Here is a 20,087-nt window from a genome sequence, read left to right as displayed (position 1 = left end):
CAACGCGTGTTAGTATTCCCCGAGTAATCCGCTCGGGCCTCATTGAAGCTTGGAACTGAATTGGGATGGACATGGCCAGGGTCGGTCACGGTATTCCCCGAGTAATCCGCTCGGGCCTCATTGAAGCCTCGACACCGGCGAGCTGATTACAGCGCCGCTGGCGGTATTCCCCGAGTAATCCGCTCGGGCCTCATTGAAGCACGCCACGACCGAAGGCTGGCTTTGCGGATGCACAGACGTATTCCCCGAGTAATCCGCTCGGGCCTCATTGAAGCCAGAAGGTCGTGTGACGCCGACCGCTGAAGATGCGGCGTATTCCCCGAGTAATCCGCTCGGGCCTCATTGAAGCGCGCCCCCCAGCACCGCGGTCGCCTCGGCCGAGGCCAGGGAGTATTCCCCGAGTAATCCGCTCGGGCCTCATTGAAGCGGCGTGCGCGGCCGGCGGGCGTCCGAGGTGACGGCGGTATTCCCCGAGTAATCCGCTCGGGCCTCATTGAAGCCAACTCACCCTCGACAACGGATTTTCGCTCACCGCGCCTGTATTCCCCGAGTAATCCGCTCGGGCCTCATTGAAGCAGCGTCAGCTCCACCGCCTTGTTGAGGGTCTTGATGTATTCCCCGAGTAATCCGCTCGGGCCTCATTGAAGCCCGGCGCTGCCGGACGGCGCGGAGGTGCTGCACCGGGTATTCCCCGAGTAATCCGCTCGGGCCTCATTGAAGCGCGGCGACATCGTCGGTGCGGGCGCGGCTCTATCGCGGTATTCCCCGAGTAATCCGCGCGTCAGCCCGGTGACGGCGCTGGGCTTCATCGCGACGGTCAACGTGACGCGCAAGCTGGGCGTGATCCTGCACGCGATATGGCACGCAGCACCTGCTACGTCCGCGACCCGATCGTCTCGCGGCGGCTGCGGCTGTGCCGTCACCCGTTCGATCCGGCCGATACGTCCGCCGCGCCGGACCGATCCGTGCCGCCGCCGTCTCGGCCACGCTTGAACGGCCAAATCCCGCCCTACAACGGCAAGGGCCGGGTGCGCTGCTTCGCGGCAGGCGCAGCCGCGGAGGCGAGGATGCCGTTCATCGAGCCTAAGCCCATCGCCGAATACCCCTGGTACCTGCGGCTGTTCTTCCGCAACCAGGTCCGCCGCTACGGCCAGGTGCTGTCGCCGTCCTGGCTGTGGGGGCGGCTGCCCGGCCATTTCCTCGGCCTTCTGATCCTGCTTGGCCTGTTCCAGCGCCGCGCCTTCCCGATCGACACCGCGCTGCGCAGCGCGCTGTCGGTGCGGGTGGCGCAGATCAATGGCTGTGCGTTCTGCGTCGACCTCAACGCCTACAATCTGCTGAAGGCCGCCGGCGCAGCCGACAAGGCCGCGGCGGTTGAAAAATGGCGAACCAGCCCGCTATTTTCGGAGTGCGAGCGCGCCGCCCTCGCCTACGCCGAGACAATGACCGACACCGCCAAGCGGGTGACGGCGTCGGAGATCGACGCCTTGAGGCCCCACTTCGACGACGACGGCATCACCGCCCTCACCGCCTGGATCGCGTTCCAGAACTTCAGCGCCAAGTTCAACGCCGCGCTCGGCGCCGAGGACGCCGGGCTGTGCCGGCTGCCGCCGTCGCGGTCAGCCGCCGATGGGTGACGGCCGGCGTTGTGCCGGTTCGAGAAACGGCGGCCGCGGGCCAAGCCATGTGGAGCAGACAGGTGAGCCCCCCTCCCGAATCGCCGCGGGCCAGATTCGCCGACCCCGATTGGACGGCGAGCGGCCAACGCCGGGCCGGCGTCACGCTCACCGCGCTGGAGACGCTGTGGTTCAACACCGGCACGCTGTGCAACCTCGCCTGCCCGTCCTGCTACATCGAATCGTCACCACGCAACGATCGCCTTGCCTTCCTCAGCCGAGCCGAGGTGCGGGCCTGCCTCGACGAGGCAGCCGGGCTCGCGCCGCCGCCGCACGAGATCGGCTTCACCGGCGGCGAGCCGTTCGCCAACCGCGACATCACCGGCATGATCGAGGACGCGCTGGCGCGCGGCTTCCGCGTTCTGGTGCTGACCAACGCCATGGCGCCACTCGACCATCACCGCGCCAGGCTGCTCGGCCTTCGGGCGATGTTTCCAGGCCGGCTGACGTTGCGAGTCTCGCTCGACCATTACGCGCCAGCCCGGCACGAGGAGATGCGCGGCCCGCGAAGCTGGGCGCCGGCGGTGGAGGGCCTGCTCTGGCTGGCCCGCCACGGCTTCGTCGTCGCGGTGGCCGGCCGCACCGCCTCGGGCGAGCCGGAGGCGGTGCTGCGCTCCGGCTATGCCCGGCTGTTCGCCGGCCTCGGCCTTGAACTCGACGCCCGCGACCCCGCCGCACTGGTGCTGTTTCCGGAAATGACGGACGACGACAACGTGCCGGAGATCAGCGAATCGTGCTGGGCGGTCCTGCACAAGCGCCCCGAGCAGATGATGTGCGCGTCGTCGCGCATGGTGGTGAAGCGAAAGGGCGCGGACCGCCTCAGCGTGGTGGCCTGCACGCTGCTGCCCTATGACCCCCGCTTCGACCTCGGCCCCTCGCTCGCCGCCGCCGCCCGCCGCGTCCCGCTCAACCACCGCCACTGCGCCAATTTCTGCGTGCTCGGCGGCGGCTCGTGCAGCGCTTCCCGCAATGACGGCGGTTGAGGCCGCATCGCGGCCGGGCGCCTCTCCCGCGCTCCGCGCCGCCGAATTGGCCGCGCGTGCGCCTCCGCACCGGCCGACGGTCAGCATTTTGTCACCTGAGCCGTGGACACTCGCTCAGGTGTGTTGACAGTCCGCCGATCGGCCACCATAAGACGCGCCACTGACGCGGTTTCCGGCGCTGGCTTCGCCACCCGGAGGCTGAGGTTGGGGGAGTGTCCCGAGCGGCAAAGGGGGCGGACTGTAAATCCGCTGGCTAAGCCTTCGTAGGTTCGAGTCCTACCTCCCCCACCATCTGTTGAAATCCATTTAAATCAAATACTTGGGTGCCCCTCAGTGGGCGAGCCCGATGTGACGGCCGAGGGTGACGGCGCCATCGCGATCCAACGCGGCCAGGCCGCGCGCAGGCGCACCGGCTGCACAGAGATGTTCATGCCCGCCGCGGCGGCAGCGGTGCTGCGGATGCCCGTGCTGGCGGTACGCCGTGCCGGAACAAAGCCTTGATGCGCGGGGTTGATCGGCGGATTTCATCCCCCTGCCGAGGACACCCCCATGGCCGAATCCAAGACCGTCACGACCAAGACGGACACCGCGCCCGACGCCAAGACCAAGACCCATCCGAAGGAGCGGACGCTCCAGCACCTGTTCGTCGCCTATCTCAAGGACATGTATTACGCCGAGAAGCAGATCCTGAAGACCTTGCCCAAGATGGCGCGCGAGGCCTCCTCGCCCGAGGTCAAGGCGGCGTTCGAAACCCACCGCGACGAGACCGAAACGCAGGTCGAGCGGCTGCAGCAAGTCTTCGAACTGCTCGATCTTGCCGCGCGCGGCAAGACCTGCGAAGCCATTCTCGGCATCGTCGAGGAAGGCAAGGAGGTGATGGACGAATTCTCCGACTCGCCGGCGCTCGACGCCGGGCTGGTCGCCTCGGCACAGGCGGTCGAGCACTATGAGATCGCCCGTTACGGCGCGTTGAAAAGCTGGGCCGTGCAACTCGGCCTTTCGGATATCGCCAAGTTGATCGACCAGAACCTTCAGGAAGAGATCAAGACCAACAAGCTGCTCACCCAGATCGCCGAGACCTCGGTCAACGCCAAGGCGGCGTAATACGAGGCCTGGCCGATCCGGCCGGCGTTGCGTACCCCGCCAACGGAACGGCCAAAGCGGTCCGCCATGCGCCGCCTGCTTTGGCCGTATTCGTGTTGGCGGGCGCGATCGTCCGGTGTTGAGATATGGCGTTTGCGCAACGCCGGGCGTCATCGCCCACACCATCGTCCCGGTCGCGACAGTGTTCCTGCAAAACCGCCATATCGTTATCTGGAACGAGCGCACGGCGTCCGTCCCATGGCCCGGCGTCGAGACCCGCGGGCGCATCGGGCCACGAGGAACCACGCGTCCCCGGACGCCGCCGGCGTCATGTCATCGCCAAGCCGGTCAGGCCGTCAGCATGTAGCCGTTCAGTTCGCGGCTGACGTATTCCATCTGGTCGAGATTGTATTTCACCACGTCGCCCATCGAGATGACACCGAGCAGCCGCCCCGCGGAAACCGCCGGCAGGTGACGGAATCCGCCGGTGGTCATGCGCCGCATGATCACGTCGAGCGGCTCGTCGGGCGAGCAGATCGCGACGTCGGTGGTCATCACCGTCCTGACCGGCGCATCGAGCACCCTCGCGCCCGCCTCGGCGAGCCGGCGGACGATGTCGCGCTCGGACAGGATGCCGAGCACCATGTTGTCGGCCGTCGTCACCACCACCACGCCGATTTGGCGGCTGGCGAGCAGCATCGCGGCGTCCATCACCGGCTGGTCGGGCAACATCGTCGCGACCTCGCCGACCTTGTTTGCGAGTATCGTCCGGACAATCATCCGCGCCTTCCTCCCTGTTCCAGGATGGCACCCGGTCGTTGGAGCGGTCAGGCAATCAGTATCCGCCTGAATTGACGCGGTCGCAAAGCAAACAGTGGTATGCGGCTATCGGTCACGGCGAGTAACCGGATCGAACAGCGCGAATCCGGCCAATCCGGCGGCAAAGCCGCCAAGGTGCGCCTCCCAGGCGATCGTGCTGCCCGACAGCTCGCTGCCCAGGCTACCCAGCCCGAACAGGAAGTTGAGCCCGATCCAAACCGCCAGGAACGCCACGATACGCGGATCGCGCAGCGCACGGCCGAGCGGCAGCGCCGGCACCCGGTACGCCGCCGCTCCGTGGTGGCGGAACGCGCCGAGCGGCCCGCCAGCCTCGAACACGAACCGCGCCGCCGCCGCCATGAACCCGGACAGCGCGCCGGAGGCGCCCACCAGCGGCACCGGCTCGCCGATGTGGAACGCAAGGTGAGCGGCAGCGCCCGCCGCCGCCGTCAGCGCGAAGAACGCCAGAAAGCGCGCGGTGCCGAACCGCCACGCCACCGCCGAGCCGAACGCCAAAAGCCACACCGCGTTGACCAGCAGATGGGTCCAGTCGGCATGGAGAAAGGCATAGGTCACGAACGTCCAGAACTCGGCGCCAACGCCACCCGGCAGCTCGCCGAACGCTGCGACGTCGGTGTAGCGCGCCGGGATGAAGGCGAAATAGAGCAGGATGTCGACGTCCGCCTCGCGCCCGACCAGTTCCCGAATCACGTGAACCGCGACCAGCGCAATCGTCAGCGCCAACGCCGCGGGCGGCACGTTGAACATCGGCTCGGAACCTGGTTGAGAGGACGTCATGGTCGATCCTGTGTTGGTCAGACTGCGGCCGCCGCCCGAACGTATCGCTGGCAGCCGGCCCGCAGGAAGCGGCAGGAACCTGCGTTAAGAGACCGTTTGGAAACTCCGACGGGGCCGCGCCGGAGCCGATTTCGGGCGCTCCGGCAGGAGCCGATCGAAGAGCGTACCGGGGAGTACGGTCGAGATCGGCGACGAACCGGGCGCCCGAAAGCGGCCCGGCCCTTCGGGTTGCGGGGCGAACGCCGGTCGCGGCGTCAAAAAGCTCGTAGGTACTCCCCGGTATCGGTCTCGCTTTCCTCCTGGCGTCCGGCAGTTCGCGCCACAACGCGGCCCGCCGTCCGAGTTTCCAAACGGTCTCTAAGCCATGGCCCGGACTGCGGACGGGCGCAAGCGCAGCCGACGGCAACGGCGCTTTTTCACCTCGGCGCGGCAGGGAATTGTGGATGCGACCGGCAATCGCTCAAATTGAGTCTTTCGCCATAAACCTCTGTTTACGCTAAACTGTCCATACAAAATGACGGCAGAACTTTTTGGGTTTTGACGAGTCGACTACCCGAAATATTACGGCGGCCTTCTCAGGTCATAAGTTTGTCCTGTTTAGGAATGAACTTGCCGCAACGGAGACTTAACATGAAACATCCGATGCTGCGGCACCTTTTCATGGAATGGAACCGGCAACGAGGCGACCGCGCGGCGCCGGAGCGGGCACTGATATCGCCCGCCAACATCGCCGGCGCCCTCCCCGATGTATTGACGCTGGCGCTCGATGCGACGTCGGGTCATCTGATCCGGCTCGCCGGATCGCGCACCTGCGCGATGTTCGGCCGCGAATTGCGCGGCAGCGCCTTCGTCGAGCTGTTTGCTGCGCCCGACCGCGACGCCATCGCCCTGTTGATCGCCGAGATTGCCGAGTCCCAGGCGCCCGCCCTGGCGCAGTTGATGGGAATGAGCGTCGACCACGGCGAGCTCGCCCTGGAGTTGCTGCTGCTGCCGCTCCTGGTCGACGGCGCCACCCACGCCCAGATGCTGTGCGGCCTGGCCGGCCCGGAGACGCCGTGGTGGCTGATGGGCGATCCGGTGCGCGAATTGCACATCCGTTCGGTCCACCACCTCCACAACGGCGTCGAACACGACGTCTCGCGACGGTGCGCCAATCTCGGCAAAGGGGTCGCATAACGTTCAGGCGGTGCCGCCGAGCTTACCTGCTATTAACGACAGCCGCTCAAGATGGCCGTCCGGTAATCGGTGTCCTCAACTTCCGCGCGGGCCATGGCTGAAGCAGCAAGAACCTTACGGCCCCATTTCGCCGAGCGCCGGCGCCACCAGCGCGTACAGCTCACCCTGCTCGGCCGGTTCATGCTGGAGAGCCAGCAGGAATACCCCTGCCAGACCCTGAACATGTCGCCCGGCGGCGTCGCCTTGATCGCGCCGGTGCTGCCGCGGCCGGGCGAGCGGGTGGTCGCCTATATCGACGAGCTCGGCCGCGTCGAGGGCCGCGTCACCCGCCTGTTCGAGCACGGCTTCGCCATGACCGTGTCCGGCACGCCGCGCCGCCGCGAGAAGCTGGCCGAGGCGCTGACCTGGCTCGCCAACCGCGGCAAGCTCGGCCTGCCGGAGGACCGCCGCCACGCCCGCGTGGTGCCGCGTGACCCGCGTTCCATCATCACCATGCCGACCGGCTCGACGTTCCCCTGCGTGGTGGTCGACGTGTCGCTGTCGGGCGCCGCGGTGCGCAGCGAGATCCGGCCGCCAGTCGGCACCCGCATCACCCTCGGCCGCACCCCGGCGCGCGTGGTGCGCCACATCGAGAACGGCTTCGCGGTGGAGTTCGCCCGCTATCAGCACGTGGCAACGCTGGAAGACGAGCTGAAGGCGCCCGACCCGCAGTTCTGATCCCAGCGCAGGGCCCGGCCGAGCCCGATGCGATTGACGCCGAGCGGCGGACCGGGCACGCAAGGGGCGTCCGTTCCCCTTACTCATCCCCCGCCAATGCCCTCCGCCCAAAGGTTCGCCGCACTCGCCGGCATCGGCATGATGCTGCTCGGCGTCTTCATGTTCTCGCTGAACGACGCCATGGGCAAATGGCTGGTGGCGACCTACGCGGTGGGCCAGGTGCTGGTCATCCGCAGCGCCTTCTCCCTGATCATGCTGACGCCACTGGTGCTGCGCGAGGGCGTCGGCCGCGTGCTGCGCCCCGGCCAGCCGTGGCTGCAGGCCGCCCGCGTCGCCGCTGCGACGGCGGAGATCGGCCTGTTCTACTGGATGCTGGCCTATTTGCAGCTCGCCGACGCCATGACCTTTCTGCTCGCCTCGCCGATCTTCGTGGTGGCGCTGTCGCCGCTGGCGCTCGGCGAGCGGGTCGGCGCGCGGCGCTGGCTGCTGGTCGGCGTCGGCTTCGTCGGGGTGGTGATCGCGCTCAAGCCGTCGTCGGAGGCGGTGTCGCTGCCGGCGCTCGGCGCGCTGACCGGGGCGCTGATGTTCGCACTGATGAACGTCACCGGTCGCCTGCTGCGCGACACATCCGACGTCACGCTGGTGTTCTGGCAGGCGGTCGGCGCGTTGGCGCTCGGCCTGGTGCTGGTGCCGTTCGCTTGGGTGACGCCGAGCTTGCTCGATTTCTCGGCGCTGGCGCTGCTCGGGCTGGTGTCGACCCTCGGCCATATGTGCGTCACCAGGTCGCTCAAGCTGGCGCCGGCCTCAACCGTCGCGCCCTATCAGTACACCTTCATCGCCTGGGCGGTGGTGTGGGGCTGGCTGATGTTCGGCGAGGTGCCCGAGGTGCAGACCATGGTCGGCGCCGCGGTGATCGTCCTCGCCGGCCTTGTGCTGCTGTGGTCGGAAGCGCGGGCCGGTCGCCGCACCTGATTCCCAACCGTTTGTTATCAATGACTTACCGGATTTCGGAGCGGAAACGGACTCCGAATCCATTCCCTCGCATTTGAATCGGTTTTGTCGAAAGATTAGCTCGCCTTCGATTCAAATTATCTTGTGTTTTTCGCGAAGTTTAATTCGACGTTGTATTGGGTTTAGCTAAAGAGCACATTCCTGACTTAGCGCGAGTTCAAAGTGTACCTGTCAGTCTTGTCTTTGCCCTGGGGAGGGTCAAATGGACAAGACAAGCACATCAACGTATTTCGGACGCCTTCGACCGCGGCGAGGCTGGATCGTCTACGCAGCAGGGTTGGCCGCCGTCGCACTGACCGCCGGGTTCGATACCGCCTCGGTGAGCGCGGCCCCGACCGAGCGCCCGATTTTTATCGCGGTCGGAGAATATGCCCGCCCGCCGATCGGCTGGGTTCAGTTTTGCGGCGAGCATCGCGAGGAATGCCGGGTTCGTCCGAGCGAGCCGCGCGACGTGCGGCTGACTGCGACGGCCTGGAAGCAGTTGCTCGCCATCAACACCGAGGTCAACACCCGCATCCAGCCGGCGACCGATATCGAAACCTACGACCGGCTCGAATACTGGACTTATCCGGTCGATCGCGGCGACTGCGAAGACTATGTGCTGTTGAAGCGCCACCTGCTGATGGAGGCGGGCTGGCCGCGCGAGGCGCTGCTGATCACGGTGGTGCGCGACCAGCGCGACGATGGACACGCCGTGCTGACGGTGCGCACCGACCATGGCGAGTTCATCCTCGACAACCAGGTCACCGAGGTGCTGCCGTGGCACGAGACTGGCTATCGCTACGTCAAACGGCAGAGCCAGTCCGACCCGAACCTGTGGGTCGCGCTGGGCGACACTCGTCCCCGTACGCCGATCACGGCAGCGGATCGCCGATAGAGCGCCGCACGCCGCCAATGCACCCGAGTTTGTGGAAGGACAAGCAAACCGGTTGCCCGGAGCATCGCCCGAGACCGTCATCCCGGCCGATGCTTCACCAAGGCGGCGTCGATCGATCCGGTCCGCGGGAGGGCGGGCCGGCTTTGACAACGCCCGCCGAACGTTTTGAGCATCCGCGCGATACATCCCGATCGGCGGATGCTCGAACCGAACACGCGCCCGGTCCGGTCCGACCCTCCCCGTCCAAGGCCGACTGCGCAGAGGCCGGTCCTGTCCACAGGGCCGGCCTCAACGTTTCGGCGGTAAATCCGCCGACCCCAGCCGCCCGGCACAACGGGACATCAGGCGCGTGACGCCGTTTCCGGCTCCCGGCCGGCCCACCATCACAGCCGGGACAGGCCGGCGGCGTAGCGCCGCCAGTTGGCGACGTAATGGGCAGCCGATTTGACCAGCCGTGCCGCCGCGTCGGGCGGCAACGCGCGGATGGCGCGCGCCGGCGAACCCACGACCAGCGAATTGTCCGGGAACGTCTTGCCCTCGGTGACGAGGGCGTTGGCCCCGACCAGGCAGTTGCGCCCGAGCACCGCGCCGTTGAGCATGGTGGCTCCCATGCCGACCAGCGAGCCGTCGCCGATGATGCAGCCGTGCAGGGTGGCACGGTGGCCGATGGTGCAGTCGGCGCCAATGGTGAGCGGAAAGCCCATGTCGGTGTGAAGCATGGCGCCGTCCTGCACGTTGGAGCGGGCGCCGACATGAATCAGCTCGTTGTCGCCGCGCAGCACCGCGCCCCACCAAACGCTGGCCTCGTCTTCGAGCAGCACGCGGCCGATCAGCACCGCGTCGGGCGCAATCCAGCAGCGGTCATGCTGCGGCAATTCGGGGCTGATGCCATCGAGGGCGTAGATCGGCACGAAGTCCTCCCAACGCACGGGCAAAGACGCACAGGTGCTGCCAACCGGCTCCGCGGCGACGCCGGGGTCGGCGGCCGAAGACGGCGAAAGCTAGACCAGTTCGAACGCGCGCAGCAGCACGATGACGGCGGTGCCCGACATCAGGCTCCAGAAACCGGCGATCATGGTCGCGACGGCAACGCCGATCGGATTGTTGTTCTCGAACCGCTCGCGCCGCACCGTGTTGCGCACGATGATGAACGGCGCTGCGAACACCAGGAACGGCACGTGGGCGTAGGCGGTCGCCCCGCCGGTGAGCAGCGCGTGGAAACTCGCCGGCCGCGCCGCCAGCGCCTGATAGCCGGTGGCGAGCATCCCGGCGATCGCGAACCCAAGGCCAAGCGTGATGAAATTCTGAATGGTTTCCGGCGACACGACGCGACCCCTGCACCTGTTCCGACCGACTGCCCGGTGGTGCCGGGCGGCGATGGCAGAGGTTAACACAGCGTTAATGCGGCGCCGCAACTTCGTTCGCAAAGGGTTAACGGCGGTGGCCGGCGACCGCGCGAGGCTTTGCCGGACACCGCGACGGACGAGGCCGCGCAAGCTGAATTCGGCCGTGATCGGCATCCTGCACCGACGCCGGATCGCCCCCGCCGACCGATTTTTGACGGCACCGAGGCCAGCGCCGCCCCGGCTCAGGCTTTCTTGAGGAACTCGGTCTTCAGCACGAGGCCCCTGACCTGCTTGGTGCTGCACTCGACCTCGCCGGGATTTCCGGTCAGCCGGATGCCCTTCACCAGCGTGCCGCGCTTGATCGTCTCCGACGTGCCTTTGACCTTCAGGTCCTTGATCACGGTCACCGAATCGCCGTCGTTGAGCTGGTTGCCGTTGCTGTCCCGAACGATATCTTCACTCATGGCTTGTCCTCTGTCGGCCGCAGATGCGGCCCTTTGTCCGTCGCTTCGCCGACGATCGCGCCGGCCGATTCGGCTGCTCGGCGCCTTGCCGCAGCACCGTTCGGCGTCGGTGGACGAACCGCCCGCTCCGGCGACCCGTTAAGAGACACCGACCGACAATCGGTTTCCACGATCAGGTGGCGATCCCAGCAACACCTCGCCGAAAATCCGGCTTTGAATGCGGACGCTTCGCCGAACCGGCCACGATCTGCCAGCTTGGTCAGCTGGATACCCAGCGGATACCCCGAAAGCAAAAGCGAACCACCCGGTAACCGGGTAATCCGCTCTAAACTTCTGTAACACCTGGGAAATTTTGGTGAGCCCGCTGGGACTCGAACCCAGGACCCCAAGATTAAAAGTCTCGTGCTCTACCAACTGAGCTACGGGCTCGTTCGAGGACGGCAGGGACATACGGAGGCTGGCGCTCCGGGTCAATAACCCACCGCTGTGGTGGGGGCGAAAAACGCGGGAAATGGCTTCGCGACGGCACGCCGCCACCATTTTCGCGGACTTATGCGGATGATCCGACATCCGGCCGCACCGGCCGGCCTCACCTCACACCAGCCGGCTCTGCACCACCGCCGCCTCGATGAACGAGGCGAACAGCGGGTGCGGGTCGAACGGCCGCGACTTCAACTCGGGATGGAACTGCACGCCGATGAACCACGGGTGGCCGGCATATTCGACGATCTCGGGCAGGATACCGTCCGGCGACAGTCCGGTGAAGGCAAGCCCGACCTGCTCCAGCCGGTCGCGATAGGTCATGTTGACCTCGTAGCGATGGCGGTGGCGCTCGGAAATCTCGGTGGTGCCGTAGATCTGCGCCACCCGACTGCCGGGACGCAGCAGCGCGTCGAAGGCGCCGAGCCGCATGGTGCCGCCGAGGTCGCCGCCGGCCTTCCGCCGCTCCAGATCGTTGCCGCGCAGCCACTCGGTCATCATGCCGACCACCGGCTCGGAGGTGGAGCCGAACTCGGTCGAGCCGGCGTCCGTTATGCCGGCGAGATTGCGGGCGGCCTCGACCACCGCCATCTGCATGCCAAGGCAGATGCCGAAATAGGGCACCCTGCGCTCGCGGGCGAAGCGGGCCGCCCGGATCTTGCCCTCGGTGCCGCGCACGCCGAAACCGCCCGGCACCAGGATGCCGTTGACGTGCTCCAGGAACGGCGCCGGGTCCTCGTTCTCGAAGATCTCGGCCTCGATCCAGTCGAGCGACACCTTGACGTTGTTGGCGATGCCGCCGTGGGTCAGCGCCTCGATCAGCGATTTGTAGGCGTCCTTCAGCCCGGTGTACTTGCCGACCACCGCGATGGTGACGGACCCTTCCGGGTTGCGGATGCGCTGGGTGATCTTCTCCCAGCGCGACAGGTCCGGCTCCGGTCCGGGGTCGATGCCGAAGGCGTGCAGCACCTCCACGTCGAAGCCCTCGGCGTGGTAGGCCAGCGGCACGGCATAGATCGAATCGACGTCGCGCGCCTCGATCACCGCGCTTTCCCGTACGTTGCAGAACAGCGCCAGCTTGCGCCGCTCCTCCTTCGGAATCGCCCGGTCGGTGCGGCACAGCAGGATGTCGGGCTGGATGCCGATCGAGCGCAGCTCCTTCACCGAGTGCTGGGTCGGCTTGGTCTTCAGCTCGCCCGCCGACGGGATGTACGGCAGCAGCGTCAGATGGATATAGACGGCGTGATCGCGCGGCAGGTCGTTGCCGAGCTGGCGGATCGCCTCGAAGAACGGCAGGCCCTCGATATCGCCCACCGTGCCGCCGATCTCCACCAGCACGAAGTCGAAATCCTCGTTGCCGGCCAGGACGAAGTCCTTGATCGCGTTGGTGACGTGGGGAATCACCTGGATGGTGGCGCCGAGATAGTCGCCACGGCGCTCCTTCAGCAGGATCTCTTGATAGATCCGGCCGGTGGTGATGTTGTCCATGCGGGAGCACGGACGCCCGGTGAAGCGTTCATAGTGGCCAAGGTCGAGGTCGGTCTCCGCGCCGTCATCGGTGACGAACACCTCGCCATGCTGATACGGGCTCATCGTGCCCGGATCGATGTTGAGGTAGGGGTCGAGCTTGCGCAGGCGGACTTTGTAGCCGCGCGCTTCAAGGTCGGCCGCAAGAGCTGCGGCTGCGAGGCCCTTGCCAAGCGAGGAGACCACGCCGCCGGTGATAAAAACGTACCGCGCCATGGGAGTCAGGTTTTAACCCGCCCACTCAAATTCGGCGAGAGGCAAAAAGCCTCCTCGCCGAGGTGAAACTGAAGATACGCGTAATCGCGATCAGCGAGATTGCGGCGGCTGGGGCGGTCCCGGCTGGACCGGCGGCTTGATCTGGTCAAGCACGCCCTGCCCTTCGGCCGGGGCCGGCACCTGCGTGCCGACAGGCGCCGCGTTGTCGAAAATCGACTTCGGCTCGCGGCTGTAGCCGGCGAGCACCGACAGCGCCAGGCTGGTGGCGAAGAAGATGGCCGCCAGCACGGCGGTGGTCCGGGTCAGCACGTTGGCGGTGCCGCGCGAGGACATGAAGCCGCCGCCCCCGCCCATGCCGAGACCGCCGCCCTCCGATTTCTGCAGGAGAACGGTCCCGACCAGCGCGAGAACGACCATCAGGTGAATGACGATGAGAACGGTCTGCATGACACAAGCAAATAGGCCGGGGCGCTGCCACGTCGAAGGGCACGCCCGCGGCCGGACCACGGTTGGTCGGGCTCATACACGATCATTCCAGCCATTTCCACCCACGCGAACGCTGCAACGCTGCCGGATGGCCGCCGATACACAATCGTGATGGCCCGAAGCGAACAGAAAACAAAACGGTATGGCGGAATCGCGTCGGTGCGGTCCGCGATGCCGAAGCGGCGCGGACTATGCCGCCGCCGTCAGCGATAAACCCCTGCAATCGCCATGAAATCGGTGGCCTTGAGCGAGGCGCCACCGACCAGCGCGCCGTCGACCTCGGCCACCGCCATCAGCTCGGCGGCGTTGTCGGGCTTCACCGAGCCGCCATAGAGAATGCGGATGCCCTGCCCCTCCGCGCCGAACCGCGCGACCAGCCGGTCGCGAATCATGGCGTGGACCTCGGCGACGTCGGCCGGCGTCGGGGTCAGGCCGGTGCCGATCGCCCACACCGGCTCGTAGGCCACTACCGTGTTGGCAGCGGTGGCGCCGTCGGGCACCGACCCGGCGAGCTGGCGGCCCACCACGTCGAGGGTATGCCCGGCCTCGCGCTCGGCCCTGGTCTCGCCGACGCAGACGATGGCGGTGAGGCCGGCGCGGCGCACCGCCACCGCCTTGGCGTGAACCACGGCGTCGGTCTCGGCGTGGTCGGCCCGCCGCTCGGAATGGCCGACGATGATGGCGCTGGCGCCGGCGTCCTTCAGCATTTCCGCCGACAGATCGCCGGTGTGGGCGCCGGAGGGATTGGCGTGGCAGTCCTGGGCGCCGACCCCGACCGCGCCGCGCGGCTCGGCGGCAAAGGCGGCAAGCAGCGTCGCCGGCGGGCACACCAGCACCTCGGCATGGCCAGCCCCGCCGCCCGCCACCGCCGCCACCACCGCGCGGAACTCGGCGATCGCGCCCTTGAACCCGTTCATCTTCCAATTGCCCGCCACCAGCGGACGGCGTGTCGCCGACATGGTTTCTCCCCCCATTGTCCGCCGCTGTGCGGCGGTCTCCGGCATTGTTCGCCTCGGATTGCCCCCGAGGCAGCCTCCGCCTATTGTGCGCCACCCTTGGGCAGCGCGCGCTGCCTGTTTTCATTTGGAATCCGGATTTCGGTCAATGCTCCAGACCTTGCGAAAAGGTGCGGCGAGTTGGGTCGCCAAGTTGTTTCTTGGACTTCTGGTGATTTCGTTCGCCGTGTGGGGGATCGGCGACACCTTCCGCGGCTTTGGGCAGAACCATCTCGCCACCGTCGGCGCGACCGAGATCTCCATCGAGAGCTTCCGCCAGCTCTACAATCAGCGCCTGCAGAATCTCAGCCGCCAGCTCGGCCGGCCGGTCGCGCCGGATCAGGCGCGGGCGTTCGGCCTCGACCGCCAGATGCTGGGCGAAATGGTCGCCGAAGCCGCGCTCGACGAAAGCGCCAGCCGGCTCGGCCTTGGCATCTCGGACGATGAGTTGATCCGCCGTATCCACGACAACCCGGCGTTCCGCGGCACCAACGGCCAGTTCGACCGCAGTCAGTTCGAGCAGCTGTTGCGCGCCAATGGCTTCTCCGAATCGAGCTTCATCGCCTCCGAGCGCAAGCTCGCCAAGCGCCAGCAGATCGCCCGCGCCGTCGGCGATACCGCCGAGCCGCCGCAGGCGCTGGTGTCGCTTGTGGGCATCTACCAGAACGAGACCCGCAAGGTCGAATTCGTCGCCCTCGGCCGTGCCGCCGCCGGCGACATCGCCGCGCCGAGCGACGATGTGCTGCGCAGCTATTTCGAGGAGCGCAAGGCAGCGTTCCGCGCGCCGGAATACCGCAAGATCGCCGTTCTGCCGGTCACCGTCGACACCCTGGCGCCGTGGATCGAGATCAAGGACGACGACATCCGCGCCTACTACGACACCCACCGCGATGCGTTCGGCTCGCCGGAGCGGCGCACCCTGCAGCAGATCGTCTTCCCCACCGCCGAGGATGCCAAGGACGCCGCCGACAAGATCGCGGCCGGCGCCAGCTTCGAGGACATCGCCGCCGCCCGCGACCTCAAGCCCGCCGACATCGACCTTGGTGCGGTGAGCCGCGCCGGCATTCTCGACCCGGTGGTGGCCGAAGCCGCGTTCTCGCTGGCCGAGGGCGCGGCAAGCCCGCCGATCGCCGGCCGATTCGGCCACGTGCTGGTGCGCGTCCTCAAGATCGAGCCCGAGCAGAGCCGCCCGTTCGATCAGATCGCCGATCAGATCCGGCGGCAGCTCGCCACCGACCGCGCCAAGCGCGACCTGCTCGACCGCCACGACAAGGTGGAGGACGAGCGCGCCGCCGGCCAGACCCTGGCCGAGGTCGGCGCCAAGCTCGCGCTGCCGATCGAGACCATCGAGGCGGTGGACCGCTCCGGCCGCGACCCGGACGGCGCCCAGGTGCCGGCGTTCCCCGGCAAGGATGAGCTGCTGCCCGCCGCCTTCAAGAGCGACATCCGCGTCGAGAACGATCCGGTCCAGCTCGGCCTCAACGGCTTCGTCTGGTACGAGGTGCTGGGCGTCACCAAGGCACGCGAGCGCACCTTCGAGGAAGCCAGGAACCAGGTGCTGGCCCGCTGGCAGGAGGAACAGGTCGCGGAGAAGGTGACGGCGAAGGCCGACGCCTTGGTCAATCGCCTGAAGGCCGGCGACCAGCTCGCCGCCCTCGTTCAGGCCGACGGCCTCAGCGTTTCCACCGCCGAGGTGCGCCGCACCACCACCAAGGAGCTGCCCGAGGCGGCGGTGGCGGCGGCGTTCGCGACCGCGCCGGGGTCGGCCGTCGCCGCGCCCGGCGAGGACGCCACCTCCCGCCTGGCGATCCGGGTGGTCGACAGCCAGGTGCCCGCGCCCGGCAAGACCGCCGACAAGGTCAAGACCGACCTCGCCCGCGCCATCGAGGACGATCTGCTCGGCCAGTACCTGGCTCGGCTGGAAGGCGAACTCGGCGTGTCGGTCAACCAGCGCGCCCTCGACCAGATCACCGGCCGCGACTCCGGATCGTGACATGCTGAAAATCGAGCCTGACGTCGACGCGTTCCCGACCGATCGGCCGACCGTGGTGTGGGCCACCCTGGTCGCCGACCTCGAAACCCCGGTGTCGGCGTTCCTCAAGCTGGCCGAGGGCCGGCCCAACGCCGTGCTGCTCGAATCGGTCGAGGGCGGCGCCGTGCGCGGCCGCTACTCGATCCTGGCGCTGGCGCCGGACGTGATCTGGCGCTGCCAGGGCGCCGTCGCCGCGATCAACCGCCACGCCCTGACCGCGCCCGACGCGTTCGAGCCCTGCGCCGAGCCGCCGCTTGAGGCGTTGCGCGCGCTGATAGCCGAATCCGCCATCGAGCTGCCGCCCGGCCTGCCGCCGATGGCCGCCGGCATCTTCGGCTATCTCGGCTACGACATGGTGCGGCTGATGGAAAAGCTGGCACCGGCCAAGCCGGACCCCATCGGCGTGCCCGACGCCATACTGGTGCGGCCGACCATCGTGGTGGTGTTCGACGCGGTCCGCGACGAAATCACGGTGGTGACGCCGGTGCGGCCGGCGCCGGGGGGCACCCCGCGCCAGGCCTATGACCGCGCCGTCGACCGGCTGACCGAGATCGTCGAGCGGCTCGACGCCCCGCTCGACAAGACCACGCCGGCCGCCGACCCCGGCGCCCTCACCGCGGAGCTGACCTCCAACACCACGCCGGCCGAGTACCACGCCATGGTGGCCAAGGCGAAGGAGTACATCCTCGCCGGCGACATCTTCCAGGTGGTGCTGGCCCAGCGCTTCGAGGCGCCGTTCACGCTGCCGCCGTTCGCGCTCTACCGCGCACTGCGCCGGGTCAATCCGGCGCCGTTCCTGGTCTACCTCTCGTTCGACGACTTCTCGCTGGTGTGCTCCAGCCCGGAAATCCTGGTGCGGCTGCGCGAGGGCAAGGTGACGATCCGGCCGATCGCCGGCACCCGTCCGCGCGGCTCGACCCCGGCCGAGGACCACGCGCTGGAGGCCGAGCTGTTGGCCGATCCCAAGGAACTCTCCGAGCACCTGATGCTGCTCGACCTCGGCCGCAACGACGTCGGCCGCGTCTCGGCGATCGGCACCGTGACCGTCACCGACAAGTTCTTCATCGAGCGCTACAGCCACGTCATGCACATCGTCTCCAACGTCGAGGGCACGCTCGATTCCAAGCAGGACGCGCTCGACGCGCTGATCGCCGGCTTCCCGGCCGGCACGGTGTCCGGCGCGCCCAAGGTGCGGGCGATGCAGATCATCGACGAACTGGAGAAGGACAAGCGCGGCCCCTATGCCGGCGCCATCGGCTATTTCGGCGCCGGCGGCGACATGGATAGCTGCATCGTGCTGCGCACCTCGGTGGTGAAGGACGGCCGGATGTACGTCCAGGCCGGCGCCGGCATCGTCCATGACAGCGTGCCGGCCAGCGAGCAGGCCGAGTGCGTCAACAAGGCCAAGGCCCAGTTCCGCGCCGCCGACGAGGCGAGGCGCTTCGCCGCGAGCGTCGGGCGGGGGCAGTAAACGCGACCTGTCGCCCCCGCCCGACGCTCGCGGCTTGAGCCGCGCGAGGGAACGGGGCCCCAGGGAACACCACGGTTAAGATCAAGCCACGCCTTCAGCCACGGTCGCCGCGTCGCGTTGGACATCGCGCTTTCACTGGCGCAAGTCCCTGGGTTCCCTCCCCTCGCCGCTGATGCGGCTCGGCCGGGAACGACCGGTCTGCGCTTCACTCCCGCACGGCGATACGGCCCTCGACTTTCGGCGCCAGGGTGCCGAGCGACCTGAGGTAGACCATCACGTCGTTGGCCATCAGCTGGCCGTCGCGCTCGCCGGCCAGCGGCTTTGCCGCCTTCAGCATGTCGTAGCCGTCGCCGCCGTTCATCAGGAAATCGATGGTGGCAAGGGTGTAGCGCGCGGCGTCGTCGAGCGGCGCGCCGTCGACGGCAATGGCGGTGATGCGCTCGCCGGCCGGCCGCGACCGGCTGACGGTGAGGGTGAGGCCCGACACCTGCGGGAACCGGCCCGACGCCGTGCCGAGCTTGGACAGACCGTTTTCCAACGCGGCGCGGAGCTGGGCGCCGGTCACCTCCAGCACCACCGTCTTGTTCGAGAACGGCAGTTCCTTCAGCACGTCGCGCCGGCTGACCTCGCTGTCGACCCCGTAGGCGCGGTTGCCGCGCAAGCCGCCGCCATTGATCAGGGCGACGTCGGCGCCGGTCGAGTTGCGGATGGCATCGGCGAACAAATTGCCGATCGCCGCCTCCCCGCTCCGCACCGTGGCGTTGAGGCTGTCGAACGGCGCGCCGACCTTGGCCAGCGTGACGTCGAACTCCTGCGACAGATCGGCCTCGAAGCCCTTCACCATCTCGGCGACGCGCGGCTCATCCGCCGCGGTCTTGGTGTCGATGATGCGGAAGTCCGGCCACCACGTCACCTTGCGCCTGGCGCCGTCCTCGATCTGGACATCGAGATCGATGGCGATGACGTATTCGCCGTTCTGCTTGGCCTCGGCGGCGGCCACCGCGCCGTCGTACTGCACCCACAAATCATGATCGTCGCCGGACAACAGCACGTCGGTGGCGCGCGAGGCGTAGAGCTGGAAATCGATGGCGCGGTTGGCGTGGGCGAGTGCAACCACAATGTCGGCGCCGTTTTCACGCAGCGCGTTGGACTGCTCGCGCAGCGTCTCGACACTGTCGCGGAACCGGAGGTCGCCCGGCTGCGACTTCTGCGGCGAATCGGTGGCGGTGAGCCCGACCACGGCGACCTTCACGCCGTCGAACTCGAACACCCGGCTGTCGGCGATCCCCTCCAGCGGGCGGCCGTCCTTGTCGCGCAAATTGGCCGCCACCACCGGGAACTCGGCCTGGCCGATGCGCTGGCGGAACACCTCCGGGCCGAAATCGTACTCATGGTTGCCGGGCACGAACACGTCGGGCTTGATGGCATTGAGCAGATCGATGACGTTTTCGGCCTTGTCGAACCCGGACAACAGCGTCGGCGAGAATGCGTCGCCGGCATGGGCGACGATGACGTTGCGGCCCGACGCGCGCTCCGCTGCGACCACCCCGGCGACCTTGGCATAGCCGCCCCGCCCGTCCTGCGCCGACAGATTGTACATGTCGCAGATCAGAAGAAGCGTGACACGCGCCGTTCGGGCGGCGGCCACCGACGAAAACAGCGCCGACCAGCTTAGAGTGGCGATAAACAGAGCCGCAATGAGTCGCATCAACGTCCTCGGTGGAGACTTTATGGAAAGGCAATTTTGCCGACGATCGACTGGCCGGCGTTCGTGTGAGCTTGCGCACCCGGCGTCAAGCGCAGCGGGGCCATGGCGCGCCGCCACCATGCCGGCCTCGGCCCCGGCGCGCCAGCCCAGCGCCGGCAGCCTGGCCCTGAGCGCCGACGCGCCACCGCTCAAAACATGGTCACACGAGGGTGCTTGCCCGTC

The 20,087-nt window shown here is 67.6% G+C and carries 18 protein-coding genes, 2 tRNA genes and 1 CRISPR repeat array (1 of these 21 running past the window's edge); of the genes, 10 read left to right on the top strand and 10 right to left on the bottom strand.

Translation table 11 applies throughout. From position 1 onward, the window contains the following. Positions 1-721: a CRISPR direct-repeat array (repeat unit 37 nt; unit sequence GTATTCCCCGAGTAATCCGCTCGGGCCTCATTGAAGC); it reaches 438 nt to the left of the window's first position. Between the two features lie 136 nt (positions 722-857). The 4 genes from BVIR_RS07890 to BVIR_RS07875 all read left to right on the top strand — a co-directional run bounded on the left by BVIR_RS07890 (position 858) and on the right by BVIR_RS07875 (position 3,763). Further along, a complete protein-coding gene (locus tag BVIR_RS07890; protein ID WP_145912030.1) occupies positions 858-1,637 on the top strand; it encodes a carboxymuconolactone decarboxylase family protein in 780 nt (259 codons plus the stop codon). 62 nt (positions 1,638-1,699) lie between these two features. Then, positions 1,700-2,659: a radical SAM protein gene (locus BVIR_RS07885; RefSeq protein WP_236823738.1), complete on the top strand. Its 960-nt coding sequence runs from the start codon at positions 1,700-1,702 to the stop codon at positions 2,657-2,659. A 206-nt stretch (positions 2,660-2,865) separates the two neighbouring features. Beyond that, a tRNA-Tyr gene (locus tag BVIR_RS07880) sits at positions 2,866-2,950 on the top strand. A gap of 258 nt (positions 2,951-3,208) precedes the next feature. Beyond that, entirely contained in the window at positions 3,209-3,763 is a 555-nt protein-coding gene (locus tag BVIR_RS07875) for a YciE/YciF ferroxidase family protein (protein ID WP_082416837.1), read from the top strand. Positions 3,764-4,090: 327 nt separating this feature from the next. Here the strand turns inward: BVIR_RS07875 and BVIR_RS07870 are convergent, their stop codons facing one another. Then, positions 4,091-4,522 carry a CBS domain-containing protein gene (locus tag BVIR_RS07870; protein WP_055037196.1) on the bottom strand — a complete coding sequence of 144 codons (432 nt, stop codon included), beginning with the start codon at positions 4,520-4,522 and terminating at the stop codon, positions 4,091-4,093. A 105-nt stretch (positions 4,523-4,627) separates the two neighbouring features. After that, positions 4,628-5,359 (bottom strand): rhomboid family intramembrane serine protease, encoded by a 732-nt coding sequence (locus tag BVIR_RS07865; protein ID WP_055037195.1) that lies wholly within the window; start codon positions 5,357-5,359, stop codon positions 4,628-4,630. Positions 5,360-5,989: 630 nt separating this feature from the next. On the opposite strand from BVIR_RS07865, the gene BVIR_RS07860 reads away from it, so the two are divergent. The 4 genes from BVIR_RS07860 (at position 5,990) to BVIR_RS07845 (ending at position 9,140) form a co-directional block, all read left to right on the top strand. Next, positions 5,990-6,535, top strand: a complete 546-nt coding sequence (locus BVIR_RS07860) for a PAS domain-containing protein (RefSeq protein ID WP_055037194.1) — start codon at positions 5,990-5,992, stop codon at positions 6,533-6,535. A gap of 93 nt (positions 6,536-6,628) precedes the next feature. Continuing rightward, entirely contained in the window at positions 6,629-7,252 is a 624-nt protein-coding gene (locus BVIR_RS07855; RefSeq protein ID WP_055037193.1) for a PilZ domain-containing protein, read from the top strand. A 96-nt stretch (positions 7,253-7,348) separates the two neighbouring features. Further along, on the top strand, positions 7,349-8,224 hold the full coding sequence (locus BVIR_RS07850) for a DMT family transporter (protein WP_055037192.1): 876 nt from the start codon (positions 7,349-7,351) through the stop codon (positions 8,222-8,224). A gap of 241 nt (positions 8,225-8,465) precedes the next feature. Beyond that, positions 8,466-9,140: a transglutaminase-like cysteine peptidase gene (locus tag BVIR_RS07845; RefSeq protein ID WP_055037191.1), complete on the top strand. Its 675-nt coding sequence runs from the start codon at positions 8,466-8,468 to the stop codon at positions 9,138-9,140. 383 nt (positions 9,141-9,523) lie between these two features. Here the strand turns inward: BVIR_RS07845 and BVIR_RS07840 are convergent, their stop codons facing one another. From BVIR_RS07840 to tpiA, 7 genes are all read right to left on the bottom strand, one after another. Next, a complete protein-coding gene (locus BVIR_RS07840; RefSeq protein WP_055038754.1) occupies positions 9,524-10,051 on the bottom strand; it encodes a gamma carbonic anhydrase family protein in 528 nt (175 codons plus the stop codon). Between the two features lie 90 nt (positions 10,052-10,141). After that, positions 10,142-10,465 carry a DUF6949 family protein gene (locus BVIR_RS07835; RefSeq protein WP_055037190.1) on the bottom strand — a complete coding sequence of 108 codons (324 nt, stop codon included), beginning with the start codon at positions 10,463-10,465 and terminating at the stop codon, positions 10,142-10,144. A gap of 263 nt (positions 10,466-10,728) precedes the next feature. Further along, positions 10,729-10,950 carry an alkylphosphonate utilization protein gene (locus BVIR_RS07830; protein ID WP_055037189.1) on the bottom strand — a complete coding sequence of 74 codons (222 nt, stop codon included), beginning with the start codon at positions 10,948-10,950 and terminating at the stop codon, positions 10,729-10,731. Positions 10,951-11,303: 353 nt separating this feature from the next. Next, positions 11,304-11,379 (bottom strand) — tRNA-Lys (locus tag BVIR_RS07825). Positions 11,380-11,544: 165 nt separating this feature from the next. Then, positions 11,545-13,173, bottom strand: a complete 1,629-nt coding sequence (locus tag BVIR_RS07820; RefSeq protein ID WP_055037188.1) for a CTP synthase — start codon at positions 13,171-13,173, stop codon at positions 11,545-11,547. Between the two features lie 90 nt (positions 13,174-13,263). Continuing rightward, positions 13,264-13,620 carry a preprotein translocase subunit SecG gene (gene secG / locus BVIR_RS07815; RefSeq protein WP_055037187.1) on the bottom strand — a complete coding sequence of 119 codons (357 nt, stop codon included), beginning with the start codon at positions 13,618-13,620 and terminating at the stop codon, positions 13,264-13,266. Between the two features lie 242 nt (positions 13,621-13,862). Beyond that, on the bottom strand, positions 13,863-14,618 hold the full coding sequence (gene tpiA / locus BVIR_RS07810; RefSeq protein ID WP_055037186.1) for a triose-phosphate isomerase: 756 nt from the start codon (positions 14,616-14,618) through the stop codon (positions 13,863-13,865). Between the two features lie 145 nt (positions 14,619-14,763). Between tpiA and BVIR_RS07805 the strand changes: the two genes are divergently transcribed. Both BVIR_RS07805 and trpE read left to right on the top strand, forming a co-directional pair. Continuing rightward, entirely contained in the window at positions 14,764-16,647 is a 1,884-nt protein-coding gene (locus BVIR_RS07805) for a peptidylprolyl isomerase (RefSeq protein WP_055037185.1), read from the top strand. A 1-nt stretch (position 16,648) separates the two neighbouring features. Continuing rightward, entirely contained in the window at positions 16,649-18,157 is a 1,509-nt protein-coding gene (trpE, locus tag BVIR_RS07800) for an anthranilate synthase component I (protein ID WP_055037184.1), read from the top strand. Between the two features lie 205 nt (positions 18,158-18,362). On the opposite strand, the gene BVIR_RS07795 is transcribed toward trpE, so the two are convergent. Beyond that, the gene (locus tag BVIR_RS07795; protein WP_055037183.1) at positions 18,363-19,865 is read right to left on the bottom strand and encodes a bifunctional metallophosphatase/5'-nucleotidase; all 1,503 of its coding nucleotides are present in this window, start codon (positions 19,863-19,865) and stop codon (positions 18,363-18,365) included. Positions 19,866-20,087: the final 222 nt, after the last annotated feature.

Source organism: Blastochloris viridis (assembly GCF_001402875.1).
GTDB lineage: Bacteria > Pseudomonadota > Alphaproteobacteria > Rhizobiales > Xanthobacteraceae > Blastochloris > Blastochloris viridis.
The sequence above is the reverse complement of the archived record's forward strand: the minus strand, read 5'-3'. Positions and strand labels throughout refer to the sequence as shown.